This window comes from Glaciimonas sp. Gout2 (genome assembly GCF_035018905.1).
In the GTDB taxonomy this organism is placed as follows: domain Bacteria; phylum Pseudomonadota; class Gammaproteobacteria; order Burkholderiales; family Burkholderiaceae_D; genus Glaciimonas.
Genome location: NZ_JASJXA010000034.1, coordinates 1 through 21,897 on the forward strand (window position 1 = coordinate 1; position 21,897 = coordinate 21,897).

The window sequence follows — 21,897 nt, forward strand, 5'->3', positions numbered from 1 at the left end:
GCATAACCGACAGAATTTTTTTTCAATATTTATTTTCGATTTTCTGCATAAATTTTGAATTAAATTATTCAGAGCGCTCACAGATTCTTAATGAACGTGCAGTGGTTTTGCTAGCCGTTGTCTCGGATGTTGTCCACCCTGTTTTACTACGGGCTTATCTGGTTATTGTAGATTTTATCTGAACCAAATTACAAATTAATGGTCGAAGTCAACTTGGATCAGTTATCGCGTCTGGCACGATCCCAATCTTAAACAGCGTCGTTGCGCGGGAATCAACTAAGGCTCTGATTAAAGATGCTGACTAAAGATGCTGACCAAATAATGACGGGCCGATTCTGACGGCGTTTTAAACTGCCGCTACTAACATCTGCGCACCAGCGATGCATTTTTTAAACAAAAAAATGACGCCAACAAATTTAAAATAACACCTCGGCACGCGTCTAAAATAAACTGCTTATAAAAACAATGCGCTCTCAAACTCAATTTCCTCACAGTCGCCTGATAATTTACGGATCATGACCAAGCAAAGTACTATTCAACATCCAAAAATAAAATATTTATAGCGCGCCATTTGTTTCGACAGATAGAGCACTCTCTTCGACAGTCGCCCGCGGCCATTGACGATCGCATTTGGTCGCAGCCAATGTAAGCTCCATCCGTGCCGTCACTACTTTCCAAATACGAGCAATGAACACGCATTTGTGCAATGCTCCACTCTTCAGCGTTACCCAATGCTATTAAAAAAATAATGAAAAAAATATCCTCACTCAATCGCTCAACGCTGATGTTCCCGCTGGCATTGGTGTTATTTGAATTTTCTGTCTACATCGCCAACGACATGATCCAGCCTGGCATGCTGACGGTCACCAGAGAGTTTGGTGCAAGCGAGGCATGGATGGCGTCTGCGATGACCGCCTTCTTATTAGGTGGCGCGTTATTCCAGTGGCTGTTTGGTCCGTTGTCTGATCGCATAGGACGACGTCCCGTGATGTTGGGAGGGACAGTATTTTTTATCCTTGCTTGCCTGGCAACCTTATTCTCCAATAGCATTGAGAGTTTTATCATTTTGCGCGTGGTCCAGGGGATTGGTTTATGCTTCATCTCCTCGGTCGGTTACGCCGTCGTGCAGGAAGCTTTTGAAGAAAAATCAGCCGTCAAAGTCACTGCCATGATGGCCAACGTCGCACTAATCGCGCCACTTATCGGTCCGGTCGCGGGGGCCTTCATGATCGAAATGTGGCCGTGGCGCATGGTGTTTGTTTTCATCGCAGCGGTGTCATCGGTCGCGTTGATTGGCCTCGCCCTGCACATGCCAGAGACTGTTCAACCGCGCAAGGAAAAGCTACCGCTCATACACATTTGGCACGATTATCAGCAAGTATTCCGCAATCGTTATTTCTTGATGGGCGCCCTTTCTATTCCCTTGCTCGCCGTACCGTTGATCGGCTGGATCGCTATGTCGCCGCTGATTTTGGTCGCAGACGGACACTTAAGCGTGATTGAGTATGGCTTATGGCAAATACCTGTTTTCGGCAGCCTGATTGCTGGCAATCTTGTGCTTGCCACGCAAGCAGATCGCTGGCGCCTCGGCACGTCGGTCAAGTATGCAATGTATCCCATTGCATGCGGCATCGTCGTGATGCTAGTCGGCTCTGCGATATTCAAAACGCCCTACTTTCTAGTACTCGGGATCAGCCTGATCTCTTTTGGCGAAGGATTATCAGTCGCGGTGATGGTCCGATTTACGCTAACAGAAAGCGATATCTCCAAAGGCACGGTCGCCGCGGCCATGGGTATCGTCAGCATGCTGATGTATGGTGTGGGGATCGAACTTTATAAGATGCTGTACTTGTACGCTGGCATGATGGGTTTTGCTTTTTTATCAACGTTGGTCGCATTGCTCTATTGGCGCTTGTCGCGCGATGTTGTGCAACGGGCGATGGCGGCGCGGGTGACTGGTCACGGTACCAAGCAAGGATCAGCGCGCTAAAAAAACCACTAAATCTTGATAAAAAATAGCACAAAATAGTGTGGGAGGCGCACAATAAAGTTGGCCAAGTGGCATGGTAAACTTTATTGTTTCGCTGCCGGAACTGTTCCACTCTAGTTAACTTTTTACGTTATATTTGAATTTAGGAAAAATTACTATAAAGTAAATTCAGCATTTGTATAACGTTATGTGAACGCCGCTTTACCGCCCCAACGCCGCTGTCATATCGCTGTCACCAACTCGCTATACTCTTTTCAATCACACAGTTTTTCAGGATCAGTGCCGTACTTATCACCCATTTCCTCACCAACTTTCTACTGAAAGAATCATCATGAGCGCAAAAAAAATTCTGTTTATTGCCGGCGACTACGTCGAAGATTACGAACTGATGGTGCCTTTTCAAGCTTTACAGATGGTCGGTCATGTCGTCGATGTGGTCTGTCCTGAAAAATCTGCCGGTAGCAGTATTCGAACCGCCATTCACGATTTTGAGGGGGATCAAACCTATAGCGAAAAACCCGGCCATCGCTTTACCCTGAATGCGTCTTTCTCTGATGTCAATGTCGCCGATTACGATGCATTGTTGATTCCCGGCGGTCGCGCACCGGAATATCTGCGCCTGAACAAACGCGTGATCGAAATCGTTCAGCAGTTCAACGCGGCTAACAAACCTATTGCAGCGGTTTGTCACGGGCCGCAGTTGCTGGCTGCCGCTGGTATCTTGAAAGGCAAAACCTGCTCGGCCTATCCAGCCTGTGCGCCAGAAGTAGAACTGGCTGGTGGAATATATGCGGAGATTGATATCACGGCAGCGCATACCGATGGCAATCTGGTGACTGCACCGGCTTGGCCGGCACATCCGGCTTGGTTGGCGCAGTTTTTGAAGGTGTTGGGGACGCGGATTGAGTTGTAATTTATTCGTTGTTTGTTGCTGATATTTGGTTCAGGCAGAAAATGGCCGCTCCCTACAATGGGAGGCGGCCATTTTGTTTGTTGGTTGTGTGGTCGTGGATTGTCTATATTGTGGTTGCATCAAAATTTCGCAAAAGATGGTGCAATGTCTTATACTCTGTTGGTCCCTGAGAAAAAGGGGAACTGGTTTGACGACCTGACATACCTACAGCGCACAGACGGCGCAATGCCGTTTTTTTTCGTGCGTCTACCTTTGTTGCGCCTTCATTGGGTGGCAATGGTGGGGAACCTTCGGGTTGCCGGTTGCTGTAGGTATCGGTTCGTCAACCTTGCCATTTGCTGCCCACCCTGTTTGACGACAGGGCGCGGTTTTACTGCCACCTACGGAAGTCACAACATGCCTATCTTTGCCTGCTCAGAAACCATCACACGCCTTATTACTCACACCGACACGGGTGGGCAATCATGAGTAAGCCGATCCCGCCATCATCATCAGATTCGGAAGCATTTCATCAGCCTTTTTCTTGGCTGCCTCACGAGTATCAGAATGATCGGGCCGCGCAATTTTATGCGCTGACGGTGGACGTCTGCCGCGGTGTTCAGACTTGTATTGATTTGGTCCATTTGAGCAATGCGGATCGCGGTACGAGTGATGCGCCTACGTTGACTGTTCTTGCTACGGAGCGCTTGCTGCGATTGGCGTTGACGTCTTCTCAGATGCTGGCTGAGAATGCTGAGAGGCGGATTGATCGACTGGCGCTTAAAACATCCCTAGACGTCGATTAAATTCGTTAGTTTTATCGGATCACGCTTGGGTAAAAGTGGCCGCTTTCTTTTGCCGAAAGTGGCCATTTTTTCTTTACTGGATGTTATTGCCATGGATGGATGGTTGATAACTTAAACGGTTGGCGCTCCGTGGGTGCTTGTCGGGGGTAGCCCGACAGCTAGTGTCTTTCTTTTGCTTCGCCAAAAGAAAGGCACCAAAGAAAAGGCGACCGCAGAGACGCAGCCCTTCGGGTTCCCAAGTTTTTCGGGTGTCAGTCGGGTTGAAAGACCAACTCGCTACGCTCAAACATGTCTTCCAACAATTCCCGACTAACACCCGAAAAACTTGGCAGCGTCAATGTCGGGGTAGGTCAAGTGCCACTTCAAAATCAACTGCAACGTCAAAGGTGGCTGCGCCTGCAAGGTCAAAAGCAACGTCAAAGGTGGCTGCGCCTGCAAGGTCAAAAGCAACGTCAACTGTGGCTGCGCCTGCAAGGTCAAAGGCAACGTCAACTGTGGCTGCGCCTGCAAGGTCAAAGGCAACGTCAACTGTGGCTGCGCCTGCAACAGCAACAGCATTCATTGATGATGTGCTTCAGTTTGCCCTAATCTTTTTATTAGCTTTTTTTGTTATCACGACGGAATGTCAGTGCCTTTTCTAAAACGAAAAAAAATACCGATAAATCGGTATTTTTCTTACGCACTTCCTCTCCATTTGTACGGAGAGGGTGCGGGATACTTACACGACCATCGACAATGCCAACGTAAACAACAAGCCAAGTACCGAGATAAGAGTTTCGCAGACGGTCCAGGTTTTGAAAGTTTCTGTGACTGTCATGTTGAAGTATTCTTTCACTAACCAGAATCCGCCATCGTTGACGTGCGACAAAATCAGCGAACCGGCGCCGGTTGCTAATACCATCAGTTCTGGTCGCGTACCGGCAACGCTGGAGACGATAGGAGCGACGATGCCGCAGGCGGTGATCATGGCGACGGTGGCAGAGCCGGTGGCGACACGAATAAGTGCGGCGACAAACCAACCTAAAACCAAAGGCGATAAATGCGCGCTGGTGGCGATGCCGACGATAGCATTTGAGATGCCGCTGTCTTTTAGGATTTGACCGAAACCAGCGCCTGCACCGACGATGAGGGTGATGCCAGCGATGGGTGCCAGACTCTCGGTTGTGAATTTAAGAATCGCTTCACGATCAAAACCGCGTGCTTTACCGAAGGTGTAGAAGCTGACCAGGGCGGCTATCAACAATGCGATGACGGAGTTGCCAATCAGGCGTAAAAAGTCGTTGAGGAAAGTCTTTGGCGTAAAGAAAACGTCTGCCCAACTACCTAACAGCATCAATACAACTGGCAACAGAATCGTCGCTAATGTAATGCCCAGACCTGGCAAATCGCGGTTACTGTCTTTTTCTACAAATTGCGCCAAGAGTGGATTGTCTGGATTCGGAAATACAAATTTCGAAATCAATTTTGCGAACAACGGGCCAGCGATAATCGCAGTAGGAATACCAACGATGAGCGCGTACACAATTGTGCGGCCGATGTCAGCGTTGTAAGCCGTTACCGCATACAGTGCAGCCGGATGCGGAGGAATCAAACCGTGGACGACCGACAAACCGGCCACCATCGGGATACCAACCAAAATCATATTAGTACCGGTGCGCTTGGCAACGTTGAAGGCAATCGGAATGAGCAACACAAAACCAACTTCAAAAAACACCGGCAAGCCGACGATCAATGCGACCACCATCATGGCCCAATGGACGTTCTTTTGTCCAAAGGCACCGATCAGTGTGTTGGCAATCCGTTCTGCCGCACCTGATTCTGCCATCATCTTGCCGAACATGGTGCCAAGACCGACGACCAGTGCGATATGACCGAGTGCGCCACCGACGCCTGTTTCATATGACTTAACAATGGTGCCCATTGGCATGCCTACCGCAGCGCCTAAAATGACGGATACCACGATCAATACGATGAACGGATTCATCTTGAATTTTGCAATTAATACTACCAGCGTAATCACTGCGATCAGTGCGTACGCTAGCAGCATGTTTCCCTGAACCATCTCCATTACTATCTCCTAAGGTGAGCACTTCAGATAACCGGCCTGCCACTTCAGCAAATGCACTTGGTAAGTGATACCACTATTTCCCATTTGGTGGCGCTGTTTTTGGGCGGCGCTCCGTGTTAAATAATGGCGACTATTTGCAATGGGCAAGGTCAGTTTCAGGTTGGTTTTTTAAACGATGCTCTTTATATCACGTCAGTTGGTTATTTTTGATGCTTTTTCTACCCGTTGACAAGCCCCGCCAGCAAATCCACTACGCTTGTCTTTTTAGACTTAATGCTAGCGTTTGAAGGCGATGCAATCTACTTCCACTTTACAATCGACCACCATCGCCGACTGGACACAGGCGCGCGCCGGTGGATTGGCACCGAAGTAGTCCTTAAACACACGATTGAATGATGGGAAGTCGCGTGTGTCGTCAAGCCAGACGCCGCAACGAATGACGTGTTCGGGACCATAACCGGCTTCGGTCAGAATCGCGAGGACATTCTTAATCGCCTGATGCGATTGGGCGACAATGCCGCCATCAATTACCTCGCCATTGACCATCGGGACCTGACCGGATACATACAACCAGCCATCCGCCTCAACCGCGCGCGCAAATGGCAGATGCTGACCACCTGTTCCAGTACCGCCTTCTACGCCGTATCGTTTGATTGTCATTTTCTTTCCTTTAAAAATTGATATGTACTACTGTGGTGTTGCTTGCTTAATTGTTTGTTTGCATGGCTTGTTGAAAATGCGGTAACGACCTACGTACCCGACCGTGCCAAAAATCGCCCGGCACGTTGACCGGTGGCGGCCTTTTCTGTGCCGCCACGATACGATAGAACACCATTCACCCAAACCGCCTCGATGCCTTCGGCAGCTTGCATTGGATCAGTAAAAGTCGCTGCGTCGCGTACCGTTTCAGGATCGAACAACACGAGGTCGGCCCAGTACCCTTCTCGCACCAATCCACGCTCAGTTAATCCAAAGCGTTGCGCTGACAAGCCAGTCATCTTGTTGATGGCGACAGTTAAGGGGAAAAGTTTTTTTTCACGGCTGTAATAGCCAAGCACCCGTGGAAAAGCGCCCCATAAACGTGGATGCGGCAATGGATCATTTGGTAATCCATCCGATCCAACCACCGTTGCAGGGTGGCTGAGAATGCGGTCAACATCATCATCATGCATGCCGTAATACACGGCACCGGCTGGCTGCAAACGCCGCGCTGCTTCCAGCAAATCAACATCCCACTCCGCCGCTATCGCTGCTAATAACTTGCCGCCCATGGCGGGATGTGGCACGGACCAAGTGACTTGAATATCAATGGTATCGGTGACTTGCTTCAGATCCAGCGTGGATGAACTTGCGGTATAAGGATAGCAATCACAGCCGACCGGCTGATAACGTTGCGCCCGTTCAAGTGCCGCAAGCACTTCTCCGCTGCGCCCCCAGTTATCAACACCGGCGCATTTCAAATGCGAAATCACGACCGAAACGCGTGCATGTTTACCGATTTCAAAAGCTTCGTTCATTGCTTCCAGAATCTCGGCAAACTCACTCCGTAAATGGGTCGCATAGATTCCACCGGCAGCGGCCAGTGGTGCGGCCAGCGCCATCACTTCGGAAGTTGGCGCACTGATCGCGTTGCCGTAAGCAAGGCCGGTACTCAGACCCAACGCGCCATGTGCCAATGCTTCGCGCAATTGCGTGCACATGGCGTTAATTTCCTGGTCCGTAGCTGCGCGATCAAGACGATCCATTTGATTGTTGCGCAATGCTGTGTGTCCGATCAGGGCCGCGACATTGACGGATGGTTGCGCTTGATTGACTGCTGCGACATAACTGGCGAATGTGGGATAACTAAAAGCGTCTGACTCGCCCAGCAAATTCATCGGATCAGGCGGTGCGCCTTTGAGGCTGACCGGAGCGGCGCTGATGCCGCAATTACCAACGATGACGGTGGTCACGCCTTGCGATAGTTTAGGAAACATCTCTGGCTGGCGAATGACATTGGTATCGTCATGCGTGTGCACATCGATAAAGCCAGGACTCAATACCTTGCCGCTTCCGTCAATAACTTGCGGCGCTTGCCAAACGTCCAGCAAACCGACTGCTGCGATTTGCAGGATGCGCCCATCCATGAGGGCAACATCAGCACTAAAGGGAACTGCGCCGCTGCCGTCGATCAACGATACGTTGCGGATTAATGTATCACAGCTTGTATTACTGCTATTTTTGGCGCTATTGGCCTCTTGCTTATTTGTTTCGCCATTCATTTCAGTCTCCTAACGGTTCACGGTTGCCGCTTCCAAGGTGTGTATCGAGCGTGAACTTCAGCCGTCGCAGTAATTCCTGACTATGATCTTTTTGCAATAAAGCCAGTTCAGCCATCAGTACATCTAGTACCATCATCATCGCGTAGCGTGACGACGAAGGCTTAAAAATGAAATCGGTTTCAAGCGATTTGAGGGGCAGTAATACGTCGGCGATCTTCGCCAGTTGCGAACCTAATGCGGTGATCGCAACCAGACGCACGCCGTACTCTTTTGCCACCCGACAACTGGCAAGCAACTCGGGCACATTTCCTGTAGTTGAAAACACTAATACCACGTCATTTTTGTCCAACGTAGCGGCCACCATGCGTTGCAACAAGGCATCGTGATAGGTGGCTGCGGGCCTCCCCAAACGTACCAACCGATAACGCGCCTCGTCAGATAACATGGTGGAACCACCACCCATACCGAACGCGTAAATCATGCGAGCATCCAGTAACAAGCGCGCGGCATGCTGCAATGCATCTTGATTCAGCAGAGTTCGATTGACTTCCAGTACTTTGCCAATATCAGCGTAAATAATGTCTGCGATCTGTGGCACGCGCCCTTCTGGCGCTGGCAATTCAGCGCGTAAAAATCGCTCGCCAATCGCGGTGGCTTGTCCCAACTTCATTTTCATGTCGCGTACGTCGCGGCATCCGATTGCTCTCGCGAAACGTGTCACACTGGCTTGACTGACCCCGGCAAGTGTTGCCAACGTGCCGATACTTGCTGCCGCGGCGAACGGCAAATCGGCCAAAATCGTTTGGGCAACCTTTTGCTCGGCCAGCCGCAGATGTCCGCTGCGCTCGGAAATACGAGACACGATATCGAATGTTTCTGTAACCGTATTTGCTATGGCACGCGCCATAGCAGGCGACCAATTGGGTGGCATGCGCTCTCTTTTCCTATCTGAAATATGACCTATTCTAAAATCTGCCGCGCATCAATTTTAAACAACTTTACCACGCGACGAATATCTTTTGTGTTACTTTATATCAGAAGCAGAATATTTTCTATTTACGAATGAAAAATGAATAGAAAATGTCAATTTTTTGTTGCAATATTTTACCTATCTCCGATATAAATGAAGGAAATATCAATGAATGATACAAACTATCACGACAGCATTGTCAATCCGATTTTGCTGCCTCTGAACAAAGGTTTGGGAGATTTTGAACAACCGCTTGTAACCGCTGCTGTCAAGGATTTGCGCTGGAACTTACTGCGCGAGGAAGTCAGCTTGCCGTCCGCCGTGCTGTACGAAGAACGCCTGCAACACAATCTCGCATGGATGCAACAATTTGTCACCGAATACGGCGTTAAGTTAGCCCCACACGGCAAAACCACGATGGCACCAGCATTGTTTGCACGTCAACTAGCTGGCGGCGCATGGGGTATTACATTAGCGACTGCGCACCAAACCCGAGTGGCCTATGAACATGGCGTGCGCCGCGTGATCATGGCAAATCAACTGGTCGGCAAACAGAATATGGTGATCGTCTCCCATTTGCTGACTGATCCATCATTCGAATTTTGTTGTTTAGTGGATTCGGCTGCGGGCGTTGATTTGCTCGGCAGTTTCTTCAAAGCACGCAACCAGACGTTACACGTGCTGCTAGAACTAGGTTCTGATGGCGGTCGCACTGGCGTCCGTGATGCCGAGCAACAAACTGCCGTACTCGAAGCTATCGCCCACTGGAAAGGTCACATCGTTCTGGCTGGCGTAGAGCTTTATGAGGGCGTATTGAAAGAAGAAGCAGATATTCGACAGTTTTTGCAACGTGCCGTTACTTGCCTCGGCGATATTGCCAAATCCGGTCAATTGGGCGAGCGCGCTGCGCTGCGCCCAGTGATTCTGACAGGCGCTGGTTCTGCCTGGTACGACGTTGTGGCGGAGGAATTTTCTAAAGCTGACATCGGCTTGCCATTGGATGTCATCCTTCGGCCCGGCTGCTATCTGACGCATGACGTCGGCGTTTATCGTGCATCGCAAGAACAGATTCAAACCCGCAATCCGGTTGCCCGACAAATGCGTACGAGTCTGTTACCGGCATTGCAATTATGGGCTTACGTACAATCTCTCCCAGAACCGGGCAAAGCGATTATCGCGCTTGGCAAACGGGATGCAGCCTTCGATGCCGGATTGCCGCAACCAGCAAAGCACTATCGTCCCGGAACCAGTAAACCTGGCGCAACACCCTCACACTGGAAACTGACGGGAATGATGGATCAGCATGCTTACATGGAAATCGCCGCTGGCGACGATATCAAAGTCGGTGACATGGTCGCTTTCGATATTTCTCATCCGTGTCTGACTTTCGATAAATGGCGACAAATAGCGGTGGTTAACGCTGAGTTCGATGTCATTGATGTTGTTCATACGTTCTTCTGATGCACTCGTCGGCAACGATTGTTGCCAACAAATAATCCCTTCGTCGCCACACATTATGTGAATGTAGCGGCGATACCGCCTTTGAGAATTGCAGCCGCTCGGAATACTTCCTCGAAGACGCACTTTGGGGCGTACTATTTAGACAATATTTACAGGGTTGCGCGCATTGATACTAAAAACTATCATAGTTTTTTGAAATAATACGCAACCCATTGGCACTGAATCGATTGGTATTTTCTGGGGATTGAGGCACTAAAAAATCGTGGAAAATTTATCTGCAAATGTTACGTTCACTTGTGCAAAGTAGCGTGCCAAGCTTATCCTAACGGACATGAGTATCACCCGCCAAGACCTGGAACAAGACCGCTTGCGTAGCGCGCTAATCAACACACCTATTGCTGCTTCGTTTCTATCGGAAGAGGCGCTAGAAGCTTCCTGGCGCGGGATGCTGGCGTCGTTACCGACAACGCATGGTGATATCTGGCTGTTCGGTTATGGCTCGCTGATCTGGAATCCGATGGTGCTATTTACGCAGCGGCGGCGCGCTACTTTGCACGGCTATCACCGAGGATTTTATTTATATTCAAATATCAATCGTGGCACGCTCGATAAACCGGGATTGGTATTGGGACTGGACCGAGGCGGATGCTGTCATGGTGTCGCTTTTCGCATACCGGCCGCCGATATCGAAACCGAGTTGCGCATGTTGTGGCGGCGTGAAATGTTGACCGGCGCGTATCTGCCACGTTGGCTATCCATTCGATTGCCAGAAACGGCGGACCATCAGCCGCATCAGGTCAAAGCGCTGGCGTTTGTCATGAACCGTCATCATGCTGGCTATGCTGGACGCCTGTCTGACACGATCGTCGTCTCGCATTTACGGGATGCGAGCGGTTTATACGGGCCAGCAAGAGAGTATTTGCAACATACGCTTGAGGGATTGCTTAAGGATGGACTTCAAGATCCTTATCTGGCGCGCTTGTGGGCGCAATTGCAGAGTGAGAATAAATAAGTTTTATGTCAGGGCAGAGAAGGTCTGAGAAGGCTGCTCGTTGGCGGTAAAGCCTGTTCAGCAGAGAATGCGAACAACGTACAGATACCACGATGACAGCAGTGCTTTAAAAGGGGAAGTGTGCAACTGGTGCACTGATGTTGCACACTCTACTCACGCCAAACGCAGCTGCCGTAAAAACAGCTGCGCTTTATATCAACTCACAACTGCGGATTCAATTTTTCCGCACGTGAATGCAGCTTGTTCAACGCCGTCAAATAGGCTTTTGCACAAGCGACCACGATATCCAGATCAGCGCCAACACCGTTCACTATTCGCCCGGCTTTAGAAAGGCGCATGGTAACTTCACCCTGCGATTGCGTGCCGGTGGTAATCGCGTTAACCGAGAACAACAGCAGTTCAGCAGCACTCGCCACTTTGGTTTCAATAGCATTCACAATGGCATCAACAGGCCCGTTCCCCTGCCCTTCGCAAGTCACCTCTTGACCGTCAATGGAGAAGGTCACTTTGGCGCTTGGCTTTTCGCCAGTTTCTGAATGTTGGGATAAGGAAACGTACCGATAATACTCATTTTCATGCGATTGTTGTTCGCTGGATACCAATGCAATAATATCTTCATCAAAAATATCCGCCTTTTGATCAGCCAATTCTTTAAAACGCGCAAAAGCAGCATTTACTTCAGTTTCAGAATCGAGATCAATGCCCATATCTTGAAGACGCTGCTTAAACGCATTGCGCCCGGACAATTTGCCAAGCACAATTTTGTTGGCACTCCAGCCAACATCTTCAGCGCGCATGATTTCGTAGGTGTCGCGTGCCTTCAGTACGCCATCCTGATGGATACCGGAAGCATGTGCAAACGCGTTGGCGCCCACCACGGCTTTGTTAGGCTGTACGATGAAACCGGTAATCTGCGAGACCAACCGTGACGCAGCAAGAATTTGCGTGGTATCGATGCCGATGTCGAGATTAAAGTAATCGCGGCGTGTCTTGACCGCCATCACGATTTCTTCCAATGCGGTATTGCCGGCGCGTTCGCCGAGGCCGTTGATCGTACACTCAACCTGACGCGCCCCACCGATCATCACGCCAGCGAGCGAGTTGGCAACCGCCATACCCAAATCGTTATGGCAATGAACCGACCAGACAACCTTGTCCGAATTGGGAATCCGTTCACGCAAGGTTTTCAGCATGTGTCCGTACAGTTCGGGCACGCCATAACCGACCGTGTCGGCAAAGTTGATGGTGGTCGCACCTTCTTTGATCACGGCTTCCAATATGCGACATAGAAAATCCATGTCAGAACGGCTACCGTCTTCGGGACTGAACTCCACATCATCGGTGAAATTGCGTGCATAGCGCACCGCCATCTTAGCCTGTTCAAAGACCTGATCGGGCGTCATGCGCAGCTTCTTCTCCATATGCAATGGTGAAGTCGCCAGAAATGTGTGTATGCGCTTGCGCTCAGCTGGCTTTAAAGCCTCAGCGGCACGGGCGATGTCTTTATCATTGGCACGGGACAGCGAGCACACGGTCGAATCTTTGACGATACCAGCAATCGCTTTGATCGCTTCAAAATCACCAGGCGAGGCCGCGGCAAAACCAGCCTCAATCACGTCGACTTTCATCCGCTCCAGCTGTTTGGCAATACGAATTTTTTCATCCTTGGTCATTGATGCACCAGGAGATTGCTCACCATCACGTAACGTGGTGTCGAATATGATCAATTTTTCGGGTGAGTTGGCTGCCATGCTGTGCTCCTGAATGTTTACTTATTATAAGACTTACGCAAAACCGCCCCAACTGCATTGGGCTTTCATAGCCACTTACGAGGCCCGACATTCACATACTGTCTTCGTCGGCCGGGCTAGCAAGCCCGTTGATGGGACGGTTTTGCGTAAATCCTATAATAATCAATTGTAAGGTTTAATAAATGACTATATCCCAGCGCACGCAACAACATGCACCATTACCGTTTTCTAAAAAAGAACCATCTTTTCAAACTAAAAAAGATTAACTATTGGAATTTGGTAGGAAATCACCCATCGCCGGCGCTGGATGCGAAGCCGCAGGACAACGATAGGTAATCAAAGTCCGCATTTTAGTAAAACGCGCCGCAGCCAACTGACCGCCACCGCAGCACCATCTCCACTTCTATTTGCTACATAGAATCAAAATCCGTCATAAAGACATGGGTTGACTTATTTTTACGCGCTAATAAAGCCATGCGGCTGTTGAGCAACGTAACTATTGCAGCACCTGGTATAAATTTACTTACCTGTCCTCTCGCTCATGATCATGATCGGGCTCGTGTTCGGTTTGCAGTATGCTGACTGGCTTACCTTTGAATAAGCGCCAAAAATAGACGCCCAGACCGGATAGTCCATACAGCACGAACAGGCCAAACAAAACCTTCGACGGTGCACTTGAAATAACCACTAATATCAGTACGACGACAAAGGCAGCAATGAACGGTACCGGCTTACGCAGATTAATGTCTTTAAAGCTATAAAAAGGCACGTTCGTGACCATGGTCAGGCCAGCGTATAAAGTAATCCCCCACGCCACCCAGTTTAAGTCAGCACCGACAAAACCAAGATCATCCATAATCCAGACAAATCCCGCGACAAGTGCTGCCGCCGCTGGGCTTGGCAAGCCTTGAAAATAACGTTTATCGACGACGGTGATATTGGTATTGAAGCGGGCAAGACGCAAGGCCGCACCAGCGCAATACACAAACGCTGCAAGCCAACCCAATTTACCCATTCCACGCAATGACCATTCATACACGACGAGTGCAGGTGCAGCACCGAACGAAACCATGTCCGACAAGCTGTCATACTGCGCGCCAAATTCGCTCTGGGTATTAGTCATGCGAGCCACGCGACCATCCAGACTGTCGAGTACCATCGCTGCGAAAATCGCAATCGATGCATAATCAAATTTCAAATTCATCGCCATAACAATTGCATAGAAGCCACAAAACAGCGCAGCGGTCGTAAATGCATTGGGCAATAAATAAACACCACGACGTCTCAGACTTGGCCGCGCCGGGCTGTCATCTTCGTCATCATCCTGATAAGACGGTCGCAAAGAATTTTTTGCGCGTAATGCCTTTGGGAACTGTGCAACGTTACTCTTCGCCTTTCGGCGTGGGAAAGTAGCCATGTGAATTCCGTTTCAATCTATAAATCAAATTTGTGGTGATGATGATGCAATAAAGCTATCACAACCGGTCATACGGCCTTGCTAAAGGTCGGGATAAACAATGCACGGTTGAAGCGCGGTTGACTTGCGCGACTCGCTTGGATTACTCCAAACGCCTCAGGCATTGGCATCAGGCATTGTTTAGCCGCGACTAGTCTTACAGATTTCTTTGGCGAAACTTAAAATTCAGCCAAAATGGTTTCTGTTGCTGAGACTTTATCGCCTACGGCAACTTTCGGTGTCGCAGTCAATGGTAAGTAGACGTCAACCCGTGAACCAAAACGAATAAATCCATACCGTTGTCCGCGCGCAAGAACATCACCAACTTTGACATAACAAAGAATACGGCGTGCAATTAATCCTGCAACCTGAACGCAAGTGACTGTCTGACCGTTTTTTGCAGTGATTACCAATGCGTTACGCTCGTTTTCAATCGATGCCTTATCCAAATCCGCGTTGACGAACTTGCCCGGAAAATACTGCATCGTTTCGATCTTGCCATCAACGGGCGCACGATTTGAGTGGACGTTAAAAACATTCATAAAAACGCTGATTTTTAATGCTTCACGATTAGCGTAAGGATCATGGGCTTTTTCGACAACCACAATACGACCGTCAGCAGGAGAAATTACCGCGCCAGGGATTTGTGGGATCACGCGTGGTGGGTCACGAAAAAATTGCAATACGAATAAGGCAATAATCCAAAAAGGAATGGACCAACCGATCGAGAAAAAGCTGATCAGCAACGCCACGGCAAAAGCAATGGCGAGAAACGGCCAACCTTCGCGGGCGATAATAGGATGTGGGTAATTATTCAACTGCGCTCCGGATTGTCTTAAAGAAATGATAGAAATTTGATAGCGAGGCTATTCTAGTCGAGCGAGGGGCAAATGTAACCCTTTGCATTGCAATCAGTAACTAATTCCATAATAGCTTGAAAACAATCGGACACCGCCATTAGCGCGCGACTTTTGGCACGCGAACGACGAAACGGCAAAAATACAGGCGACCCGATCTCGGTCTGACGACAATCCAACTGAGGAAGTGGCGACCCGAATTGTCACTTGAAGCGCACTTTGCCAACCACGCGCATGGTCAATGTCGTTTCACCTGGCTCGAAGCTTGGCTCTTCCACTGGCGCACTATCCATTGATACCGAGCGCATCATCATTGCGCCTTTAGGCATGGCGGCTTCTGGCGCATAGTTTCCAGAGCCTTCAAAATCAATCGTGTCCAGTACCGCATCCGACTCACTGCGCCCCATAGCACGTGCAATAGAACCGATTCGCTCATTCAAATTCAGATAGGTAGCGGCGATCCGCTGATCGTCCATCTTTTTGCTGGTGGCGTCACTGAGACTGAAATGTAGACCATTCAGTCCGAGCACGCTTTGCACTGAAGCGACGGTCTTTGGCAAAGTATTCAAGTTGGTTGTGGTGGCATCCAGATATTGACCGACACGCCAACCAGTGGGTTGCCGTGGTTTATTGGTATTGGTTCGAGGCTGCGTCTCTTCAGGGTAAACCGGATAGGTGTAATAACCGCGCGTCTGCAGGATAGCCTGAGGGTCTTGCCGTTTAAGGATCTCGGCTCCCTGTTTCATCTTCTGGTTCACGCGCGAGGCCGCTGCGGCTTTGTCTTTATCCTGCTCTTCAATAGTGAAGGTCACGCGCACCTCGTCATTGACGTGCTTGACTTCACCGTAAGCAGGTACGACGACTAAAGCCCCGGTCGTCTGCACTTTAGTTTGTGCATATACGCTCAGACTAGCGACTGCCAACACGGATAAAACCACTAAATTACGGTATGGCGACATAGTATTTTCCCAAAAATAGAGGTTTGTACTAGAGATGTGAATCTCAATAGGATTCACAGCTCATGAAGTTGTAACAACAAGATGATAGATTGCCACTTTGATGACGGCATTCCGGTTTAGTTCTCATTGCCAACTAAATTCACATAGATTTATTCTATGGGATGAAGCAGATGATTTAACCAAATGTTTACTTCCGCGGCGGGGAAGTGGCGATGGCATCATATTGATAAGGTGGCAATGCTTCGCCACAATGTTTACAGAATAACGAGTCAGCTTCATGACCTTCAGTTAAACAATTTACACAAGTGCGCGTGGTCGGTGTCCCTCGCATCATGCTCATGGCCAGCTCTACCCCAACAATGCCTGTCGGCAAAGCAATGATGCCGTAACCGAGCAACATGGCCATGGAGGTAATCAACTGTCCGAATGGCGTTTTAGGATGGATATCGCCATACCCGGTGGTAGTCAGCGTCACGATGGCCCAATACATGCCGACAGGTATACTGGTAAAGCCATTCTCCGGTCCCTCAATGACATACATGATCGTTCCAAGAATGACGCTCATGATGATCACGGCACCGAGAAACACAAATATCTTGTGCCGACTATTACGCAGTGCCTGTAACAAAACCTGCGATTCATCGTAATAACGCGGTAATTTTAAGACTCGAAACACGCGTAACATCCGCAGCAACCGCACATCAATGAGGAAGTGAAACTCGGGCAACAATATAGCCAGGTATGTGGGTAATATCGACAACAGGTCAATCACCCCAAACAAGCTTGTCGCATAGCGCAACGGCCGCTTCACGCAAAGCAAACGAACGACATATTCAATCGTGAAGAGGATGGTAAATAGCCATTCCAATCCGTTCAATATCAAAAAATCGCGAGCCCGAATTGTGCCGATGCTATCGACGATAACCGTGGCAACACTCAGAACAATGATAATTAATAGCCCTGTGTCAAAACGCCGCCCGGCAACAGTGTCAGCCTCAAAAATGACTGTATATAGTCGCGCCCGCCAAGATTGATCGGGCTTACCAAAATGGGGCTTTTTAAAAACCGTTGTTGTCATGCTATGTGGGGATGATTTTTCGGATTGATAAATAAATGACTAATTACGACTCACAATGTCTCTCAACGACAGGTATCACGACTTTATAGCAAAAAGAGACGCAAATGCGCCCCCTTGTTTGCTTAACAGGCCAAATACTTACTTTCGAAACTAGGCGCTGATTCTAAGCCCGAGTATGACCGCTCCCCTGCTTCTTAGTTCTTGATGCTGAGACTTGGTATCTGGTTTGAGCGATGATTGCTCTTTTTTTGATCCTGAGGGTGGTAAACAAAAAAAGCTGTGCGTGTGCACAGCTTGTCGACTTCACGCTGTAGTCGCTTGCAAGCGATTACAGCAATGATGCCCTACCTTTCTTGAAACTAAAAACTGTATTAGTTTTTAGTTTGGTCCACCATTGCGTTCTTTTTAATCCATGGCATCATGCCACGCAGTTTTTCACCAACAACTTCAATTTGGTGCTCTGCATTTAAACGACGACGGGAGATCAACGTTGGTGCGCCAGCCTTGTTTTCAAGGATGAAGCTCTTTGCATATTCACCAGTTTGAATGTCTTTGAGAATCGCACGCATTGCATTTTTTGTTTCTTCGTTGACGATACGTGGGCCCGAAACATATTCGCCGTATTCAGCGTTGTTCGAGATTGAGTAATTCATGTTGGCAATACCGCCTTCATAGATCAGATCAACGATCAGTTTCAATTCGTGCAGGCATTCGAAGTAAGCCATTTCTGGTGCATAACCAGCTTCAACCAATGTCTCGAATCCAGCTTTGATCAGTTCAACTGCACCACCGCACAAAACTGCTTGCTCACCGAACAAGTCTGTTTCAGTTTCTTCACGGAAGTTAGTTTCGATGATACCAGCGCGACCGCCACCGTTTGCAGTTGCATACGACAGAGCGATGTCACGTGCAGTACCAGATTTGTCTTGATAGATGGCAATCAGGTGGGGAACGCCGCCACCTTGTGTGTATGTTTGGCGAACAGTATGGCCTGGTGCTTTTGGCGCGATCATGATGACGTCCAAATCAGCGCGTGGTGTTACTTGGCCATAATGTACGTTGAAACCGTGCGCAAACGCCAGTGTGGCGCCTTGCTTTGCGTATGGAGCAACATTTTCCGCGTAAACCTGGGCGATGTTTTCATCAGGCAAAAGAATCATGATGATGTCTGCAGCTTTAACAGCATCATTGACTTCAGCAACTTTCAAACCTGCATTGACCGCTTTATCCCACGATGCGCCGCCCTTGCGCAGACCAACAGTCACTTTAACGCCGGAGTCATTCAAGTTTTGCGCGTGCGCATGACCTTGTGAACCGTAGCCGATGATAGTAACGTTTTTGCCTTTGATCAGTGAAAGGTCAGCGTCTTTGTCGTAAAAAACTTTCATTTTTAATCCTAGTAATAATTCAATTGATAGAGAACTGTTTAGACAATCCAAATCAGTTCGATACATTCAGTTAGTGGAAACACATCCGAAAGCGTGACTTTTTCAGTCTTGCTTTACATCTCACGCATTACCGCTTATGCACATAAGAATGACGCATCAGACATGATTAAATCATCCCTGACACGAAACTTTTACACCTTTAAGATACGTTCTCCGCGTCCAATGCCCGAGGCACCGGTACGGACCGTTTCCAAAATTGAAGCCCGGTCTATCGACTCTATAAAGGCGTCCAGCTTGCTTTTGGCACCAGTCAATTCAATAGTGTAAGACTTATCCGTGACATCAATTATGCGGCCCCGGAAGATATCCGCAGTGCGTTTCATTTCTTCACGCTCCTTGCCGACCGCACGTACTTTGATCAGCATGAGTTCGCGTTCGATATGCGCGCCTTCGGTCAGGTCGACCACTTTGACGACTTCAATCAGACGATTCAGATGCTTAGTAATCTGTTCGATCACTTCATCTGAACCCCTTGTCACGATGGTCATCCGTGACAGGGTTGCATCTTCGGTCGGTGCGACCGTCAATGTTTCAATGTTGTAGCCACGAGCGGAGAACAAACCCACTACGCGTGAGAGTGCACCGGCTTCGTTTTCTAGCAGTACGGAAATAATATGTTGCATTACAGATCCTCCGAACCGAGTAGCATTTCAGTCAAGCCCTTACCCGACTTCACCATCGGCCAGACATTTTCGGTTTGATCAGTAATAAAGTTCATAAACACTAAGCGATCTTTCATGGCAAACGCTTCTTTCAGCGCACCGTCGACATCGCCAGGTTTTTCGATTTTCATACCGACGTGGCCATACGATTCGACCAGTTTGGTAAAGTCAGGCAACGAATCCATATACGACTCAGAGTAGCGGGAGCCGTAATCAATTTGCTGCCATTGACGCACCATGCCGAGGAAACGATTGTTCAGAAGGATGATTTTTGGCGTTAAGTGATATTGTTTGCAGGTCGCCAGTTCCTGGATACACATTTGGATAGATCCTTCGCCGGTAATACAAGCGACAGTAGAACCAGGGTTCGCCATCTGCACACCCATGGCGTACGGCAAGCCAACACCCATCGTGCCAAGACCACCGGAATTGATCCAGCGACGTGGTTTATCGAAACGATAATATTGCGCTGCCCACATTTGATGTTGACCAACGTCCGATGTGATAAACGCATCACCGTCTGTAATCTGCCAAACTTTTTCCACGACAGATTGCGGCTTGATAAATTCTGACGAACTCTCAAATTTCAGACAATCACGTGAACGCCATTGGTTAATCTGCGTCCACCAAGCAGCCAAAGCAATAGCGTTTGGCTTGGTTTCAGCAGCTTCTAGCTGAGCCAACATTTCTTGCAGAACGTCTTTTACGTTACCGACGATTGGAATATCGACTTTGACGCGTTTGGAAATCGACGATGGATCGATATCAATATGAATAATTTTGCGTGCATTGCTAGCAAAATGTTTAGGATTACCAATCACGCGATCGTCGAAACGCGCGCCGATAGCAATCAATACATCGCAATTCTGCATCGCCATATTGGCTTCGTAAGTGCCGTGCATGCCTGGCATACCGACAAACTTATCGCTTGACGCTTTGTAACCACCCAATCCCATCAGGGTATTGGTGCAAGGATAGCCAAGACGATCAACCAAACGGTTCAACTCTGGCGATGCATGCGCCAGAATCACGCCACCGCCGGTATAAATCATCGGGCGTTCAGCAGTTAGCAACAATTGCAGTGCTTTGCGGATCTGTCCTGAATGACCTTTATCTACAGGCTTGTACGAACGCATCTCGACTTCTTTCGGATACGCAAATACATGGCGATGCATGGTGATGTCTTTAGGGATATCAATCAGCACCGGTCCAGGACGACCGGTAGTGGCAATATAAAATGCCTTTTTAACCGTTTCAGCCAGATCCTTGACATCTTTGACAAGGAAATTATGCTTAACGCAAGGACGTGTAATACCAACGGTATCGCACTCCTGAAAAGCATCTTCACCGATAGCATAGGAAGGAACCTGACCCGAAATCACGATCATCGGAATCGAGTCCATATACGCAGTTGCCAAGCCAGTGACCGCGTTGGTGACGCCGGGACCGGAGGTGACAATCGCTACACCGACTTTGTTCGAGCTGCGCGAATAGGCATCAGCAGCGTGGATCGCAGCCTGCTCGTGACGAACTAGTATGTGTTGAAATTTATCTTGTTGAAATATGGCGTCATAAATGTATAACACCGAGCCGCCTGGATAGCCGAAAACGTGCTCGACGCCCTCTTCTGCCAGACAACGAACTAAAATTTCTGCGCCGCTAATGGGCAAATTTGTATCTTGACTCATGCTTCTATGTCCTTTCAAGGTCCATGGGAAATTGATCGGATGCTCTCTCCTAATGATAACGGCGGCTTGCTACATGGATTTTGGCATTCCTTTTTTGTGCCTTCACAACATTTCGTTGCGTACCCGTAGATACGATTCAAAATGTCGCTTCGCGCGACTCGTTCAGCCAATTACCTTGAAGCAACACGTCCATTCTCTCGCGCTTGTGGCACGGGTTAGAGCAAACAGCTTTCAAATATGAAGCGCGTCTTGTCACTAATCAGCATCTTGCGCTGGTCGCGAAAAGACCATGGGTCCACTTCAGGATGCTGAAGTGGAGTGATACCATAATGCGTACTTTCATTTTGGTCAAGGCAAATTCAACGAAACCCTCTTGAAATCTTCCTAATTTGAACACAACTACGTATTATTGCCCCACGAGCACTGTATTTTTGATAGCATTCGATCAGTTTAAAAATCCCTTTTTTAACGATTCAACCTGATGCATCAATAAATTAGTCAGCGCTTACGAGCGAACTAATACTCTTTGATTACTCAG

The 21,897-nt window shown here is 48.8% G+C and carries 19 protein-coding genes; 7 read left to right on the forward strand and 12 right to left on the reverse strand.

Annotation, left to right across the window (positions count from 1 at the left end):
• The 5 genes from QN379_RS18525 to QN379_RS18545 form a co-directional block, all read left to right on the forward strand.
• On the forward strand, positions 1–182 hold a 182-nt coding region (locus tag QN379_RS18525), incomplete at its 5' end, for a hypothetical protein (protein ID WP_323507276.1).
• Between the two features lie 566 nt (positions 183–748).
• Positions 749–1,990: an MFS transporter gene (locus tag QN379_RS18530; RefSeq protein ID WP_322237331.1), complete on the forward strand. Its 1,242-nt coding sequence runs from the start codon at positions 749–751 to the stop codon at positions 1,988–1,990.
• A gap of 331 nt (positions 1,991–2,321) precedes the next feature.
• Complete coding sequence (locus QN379_RS18535) at positions 2,322–2,903, forward strand: DJ-1/PfpI family protein (protein ID WP_322237330.1); 582 nt, start codon at positions 2,322–2,324, stop codon at positions 2,901–2,903.
• A 464-nt stretch (positions 2,904–3,367) separates the two neighbouring features.
• On the forward strand, positions 3,368–3,688 hold the full coding sequence (locus QN379_RS18540) for a hypothetical protein (protein ID WP_322237328.1): 321 nt from the start codon (positions 3,368–3,370) through the stop codon (positions 3,686–3,688).
• A gap of 288 nt (positions 3,689–3,976) precedes the next feature.
• Entirely contained in the window at positions 3,977–4,276 is a 300-nt protein-coding gene (locus tag QN379_RS18545; protein ID WP_323507277.1) for a hypothetical protein, read from the forward strand.
• Between the two features lie 130 nt (positions 4,277–4,406).
• On the opposite strand, the gene QN379_RS18550 is transcribed toward QN379_RS18545, so the two are convergent.
• From QN379_RS18550 to QN379_RS18565, 4 genes are all read right to left on the reverse strand, one after another.
• A complete protein-coding gene (locus QN379_RS18550; protein ID WP_322237325.1) occupies positions 4,407–5,756 on the reverse strand; it encodes a GntP family permease in 1,350 nt (449 codons plus the stop codon).
• Between the two features lie 276 nt (positions 5,757–6,032).
• Entirely contained in the window at positions 6,033–6,416 is a 384-nt protein-coding gene (locus tag QN379_RS18555) for a RidA family protein (RefSeq protein WP_323507278.1), read from the reverse strand.
• Positions 6,417–6,505: 89 nt separating this feature from the next.
• Positions 6,506–8,017, reverse strand: coding sequence for an N-acyl-D-amino-acid deacylase family protein (locus QN379_RS18560; protein ID WP_323507279.1), 1,512 nt, complete (start codon positions 8,015–8,017; stop codon positions 6,506–6,508).
• A 1-nt stretch (position 8,018) separates the two neighbouring features.
• The gene (locus QN379_RS18565; RefSeq protein ID WP_416186820.1) at positions 8,019–8,948 is read right to left on the reverse strand and encodes a MurR/RpiR family transcriptional regulator; all 930 of its coding nucleotides are present in this window, start codon (positions 8,946–8,948) and stop codon (positions 8,019–8,021) included.
• A gap of 207 nt (positions 8,949–9,155) precedes the next feature.
• Between QN379_RS18565 and QN379_RS18570 the strand changes: the two genes are divergently transcribed.
• Positions 9,156–10,448: an amino acid deaminase gene (locus QN379_RS18570; RefSeq protein WP_323507280.1), complete on the forward strand. Its 1,293-nt coding sequence runs from the start codon at positions 9,156–9,158 to the stop codon at positions 10,446–10,448.
• 331 nt (positions 10,449–10,779) lie between these two features.
• Positions 10,780–11,460, forward strand: a complete 681-nt coding sequence (locus QN379_RS18575; protein ID WP_322237317.1) for a gamma-glutamylcyclotransferase — start codon at positions 10,780–10,782, stop codon at positions 11,458–11,460.
• 200 nt (positions 11,461–11,660) lie between these two features.
• On the opposite strand, the gene QN379_RS18580 is transcribed toward QN379_RS18575, so the two are convergent.
• From QN379_RS18580 to QN379_RS18615, 8 genes are all read right to left on the reverse strand, one after another.
• The gene (locus QN379_RS18580) at positions 11,661–13,211 is read right to left on the reverse strand and encodes a 2-isopropylmalate synthase (protein ID WP_322237314.1); all 1,551 of its coding nucleotides are present in this window, start codon (positions 13,209–13,211) and stop codon (positions 11,661–11,663) included.
• Positions 13,212–13,734: 523 nt separating this feature from the next.
• Complete coding sequence (gene pssA / locus QN379_RS18585) at positions 13,735–14,628, reverse strand: CDP-diacylglycerol--serine O-phosphatidyltransferase (protein ID WP_322237311.1); 894 nt, start codon at positions 14,626–14,628, stop codon at positions 13,735–13,737.
• 218 nt (positions 14,629–14,846) lie between these two features.
• On the reverse strand, positions 14,847–15,485 hold the full coding sequence (locus QN379_RS18590) for a phosphatidylserine decarboxylase (RefSeq protein ID WP_322237309.1): 639 nt from the start codon (positions 15,483–15,485) through the stop codon (positions 14,847–14,849).
• Positions 15,486–15,727: 242 nt separating this feature from the next.
• A complete protein-coding gene (locus tag QN379_RS18595; protein ID WP_322237306.1) occupies positions 15,728–16,483 on the reverse strand; it encodes an SIMPL domain-containing protein in 756 nt (251 codons plus the stop codon).
• A gap of 187 nt (positions 16,484–16,670) precedes the next feature.
• Entirely contained in the window at positions 16,671–17,561 is an 891-nt protein-coding gene (locus QN379_RS18600; RefSeq protein WP_322237304.1) for an ion transporter, read from the reverse strand.
• 371 nt (positions 17,562–17,932) lie between these two features.
• Positions 17,933–18,949, reverse strand: a complete 1,017-nt coding sequence (gene ilvC / locus QN379_RS18605) for a ketol-acid reductoisomerase (RefSeq protein WP_322237301.1) — start codon at positions 18,947–18,949, stop codon at positions 17,933–17,935.
• Between the two features lie 191 nt (positions 18,950–19,140).
• Positions 19,141–19,632: an acetolactate synthase small subunit gene (gene ilvN / locus QN379_RS18610; RefSeq protein WP_205319759.1), complete on the reverse strand. Its 492-nt coding sequence runs from the start codon at positions 19,630–19,632 to the stop codon at positions 19,141–19,143.
• Positions 19,632–21,359, reverse strand: a complete 1,728-nt coding sequence (locus QN379_RS18615) for an acetolactate synthase 3 catalytic subunit (protein WP_322237297.1) — start codon at positions 21,357–21,359, stop codon at positions 19,632–19,634. The genes ilvN and QN379_RS18615 overlap by 1 nt, the downstream gene beginning before the upstream one ends.
• Positions 21,360–21,897: the final 538 nt, after the last annotated feature.

Coding starts and splice junctions, on each gene's coding strand:
- QN379_RS18530 (WP_322237331.1), top strand. CDS start 749: ATGAAAAAAATATCCTCACTCAATCGCTCAACGCTGATGTTCCCGCTG.
- QN379_RS18535 (WP_322237330.1), top strand. CDS start 2,322: ATGAGCGCAAAAAAAATTCTGTTTATTGCCGGCGACTACGTCGAAGAT.
- QN379_RS18540 (WP_322237328.1), top strand. CDS start 3,368: ATGAGTAAGCCGATCCCGCCATCATCATCAGATTCGGAAGCATTTCAT.
- QN379_RS18545 (WP_323507277.1), top strand. CDS start 3,977: ATGTCTTCCAACAATTCCCGACTAACACCCGAAAAACTTGGCAGCGTC.
- QN379_RS18550 (WP_322237325.1), bottom strand. CDS start 5,756: ATGGAGATGGTTCAGGGAAACATGCTGCTAGCGTACGCACTGATCGCA.
- QN379_RS18555 (WP_323507278.1), bottom strand. CDS start 6,416: ATGACAATCAAACGATACGGCGTAGAAGGCGGTACTGGAACAGGTGGT.
- QN379_RS18560 (WP_323507279.1), bottom strand. CDS start 8,017: ATGAATGGCGAAACAAATAAGCAAGAGGCCAATAGCGCCAAAAATAGC.
- QN379_RS18565 (WP_416186820.1), bottom strand. CDS start 8,948: ATGCCACCCAATTGGTCGCCTGCTATGGCGCGTGCCATAGCAAATACG.
- QN379_RS18570 (WP_323507280.1), top strand. CDS start 9,156: ATGAATGATACAAACTATCACGACAGCATTGTCAATCCGATTTTGCTG.
- QN379_RS18575 (WP_322237317.1), top strand. CDS start 10,780: ATGAGTATCACCCGCCAAGACCTGGAACAAGACCGCTTGCGTAGCGCG.
- QN379_RS18580 (WP_322237314.1), bottom strand. CDS start 13,211: ATGGCAGCCAACTCACCCGAAAAATTGATCATATTCGACACCACGTTA.
- pssA (WP_322237311.1), bottom strand. CDS start 14,628: ATGGCTACTTTCCCACGCCGAAAGGCGAAGAGTAACGTTGCACAGTTC.
- QN379_RS18595 (WP_322237306.1), bottom strand. CDS start 16,483: ATGTCGCCATACCGTAATTTAGTGGTTTTATCCGTGTTGGCAGTCGCT.
- QN379_RS18600 (WP_322237304.1), bottom strand. CDS start 17,561: ATGACAACAACGGTTTTTAAAAAGCCCCATTTTGGTAAGCCCGATCAA.
- ilvC (WP_322237301.1), bottom strand. CDS start 18,949: ATGAAAGTTTTTTACGACAAAGACGCTGACCTTTCACTGATCAAAGGC.
- ilvN (WP_205319759.1), bottom strand. CDS start 19,632: ATGCAACATATTATTTCCGTACTGCTAGAAAACGAAGCCGGTGCACTC.
- QN379_RS18615 (WP_322237297.1), bottom strand. CDS start 21,359: ATGAGTCAAGATACAAATTTGCCCATTAGCGGCGCAGAAATTTTAGTT.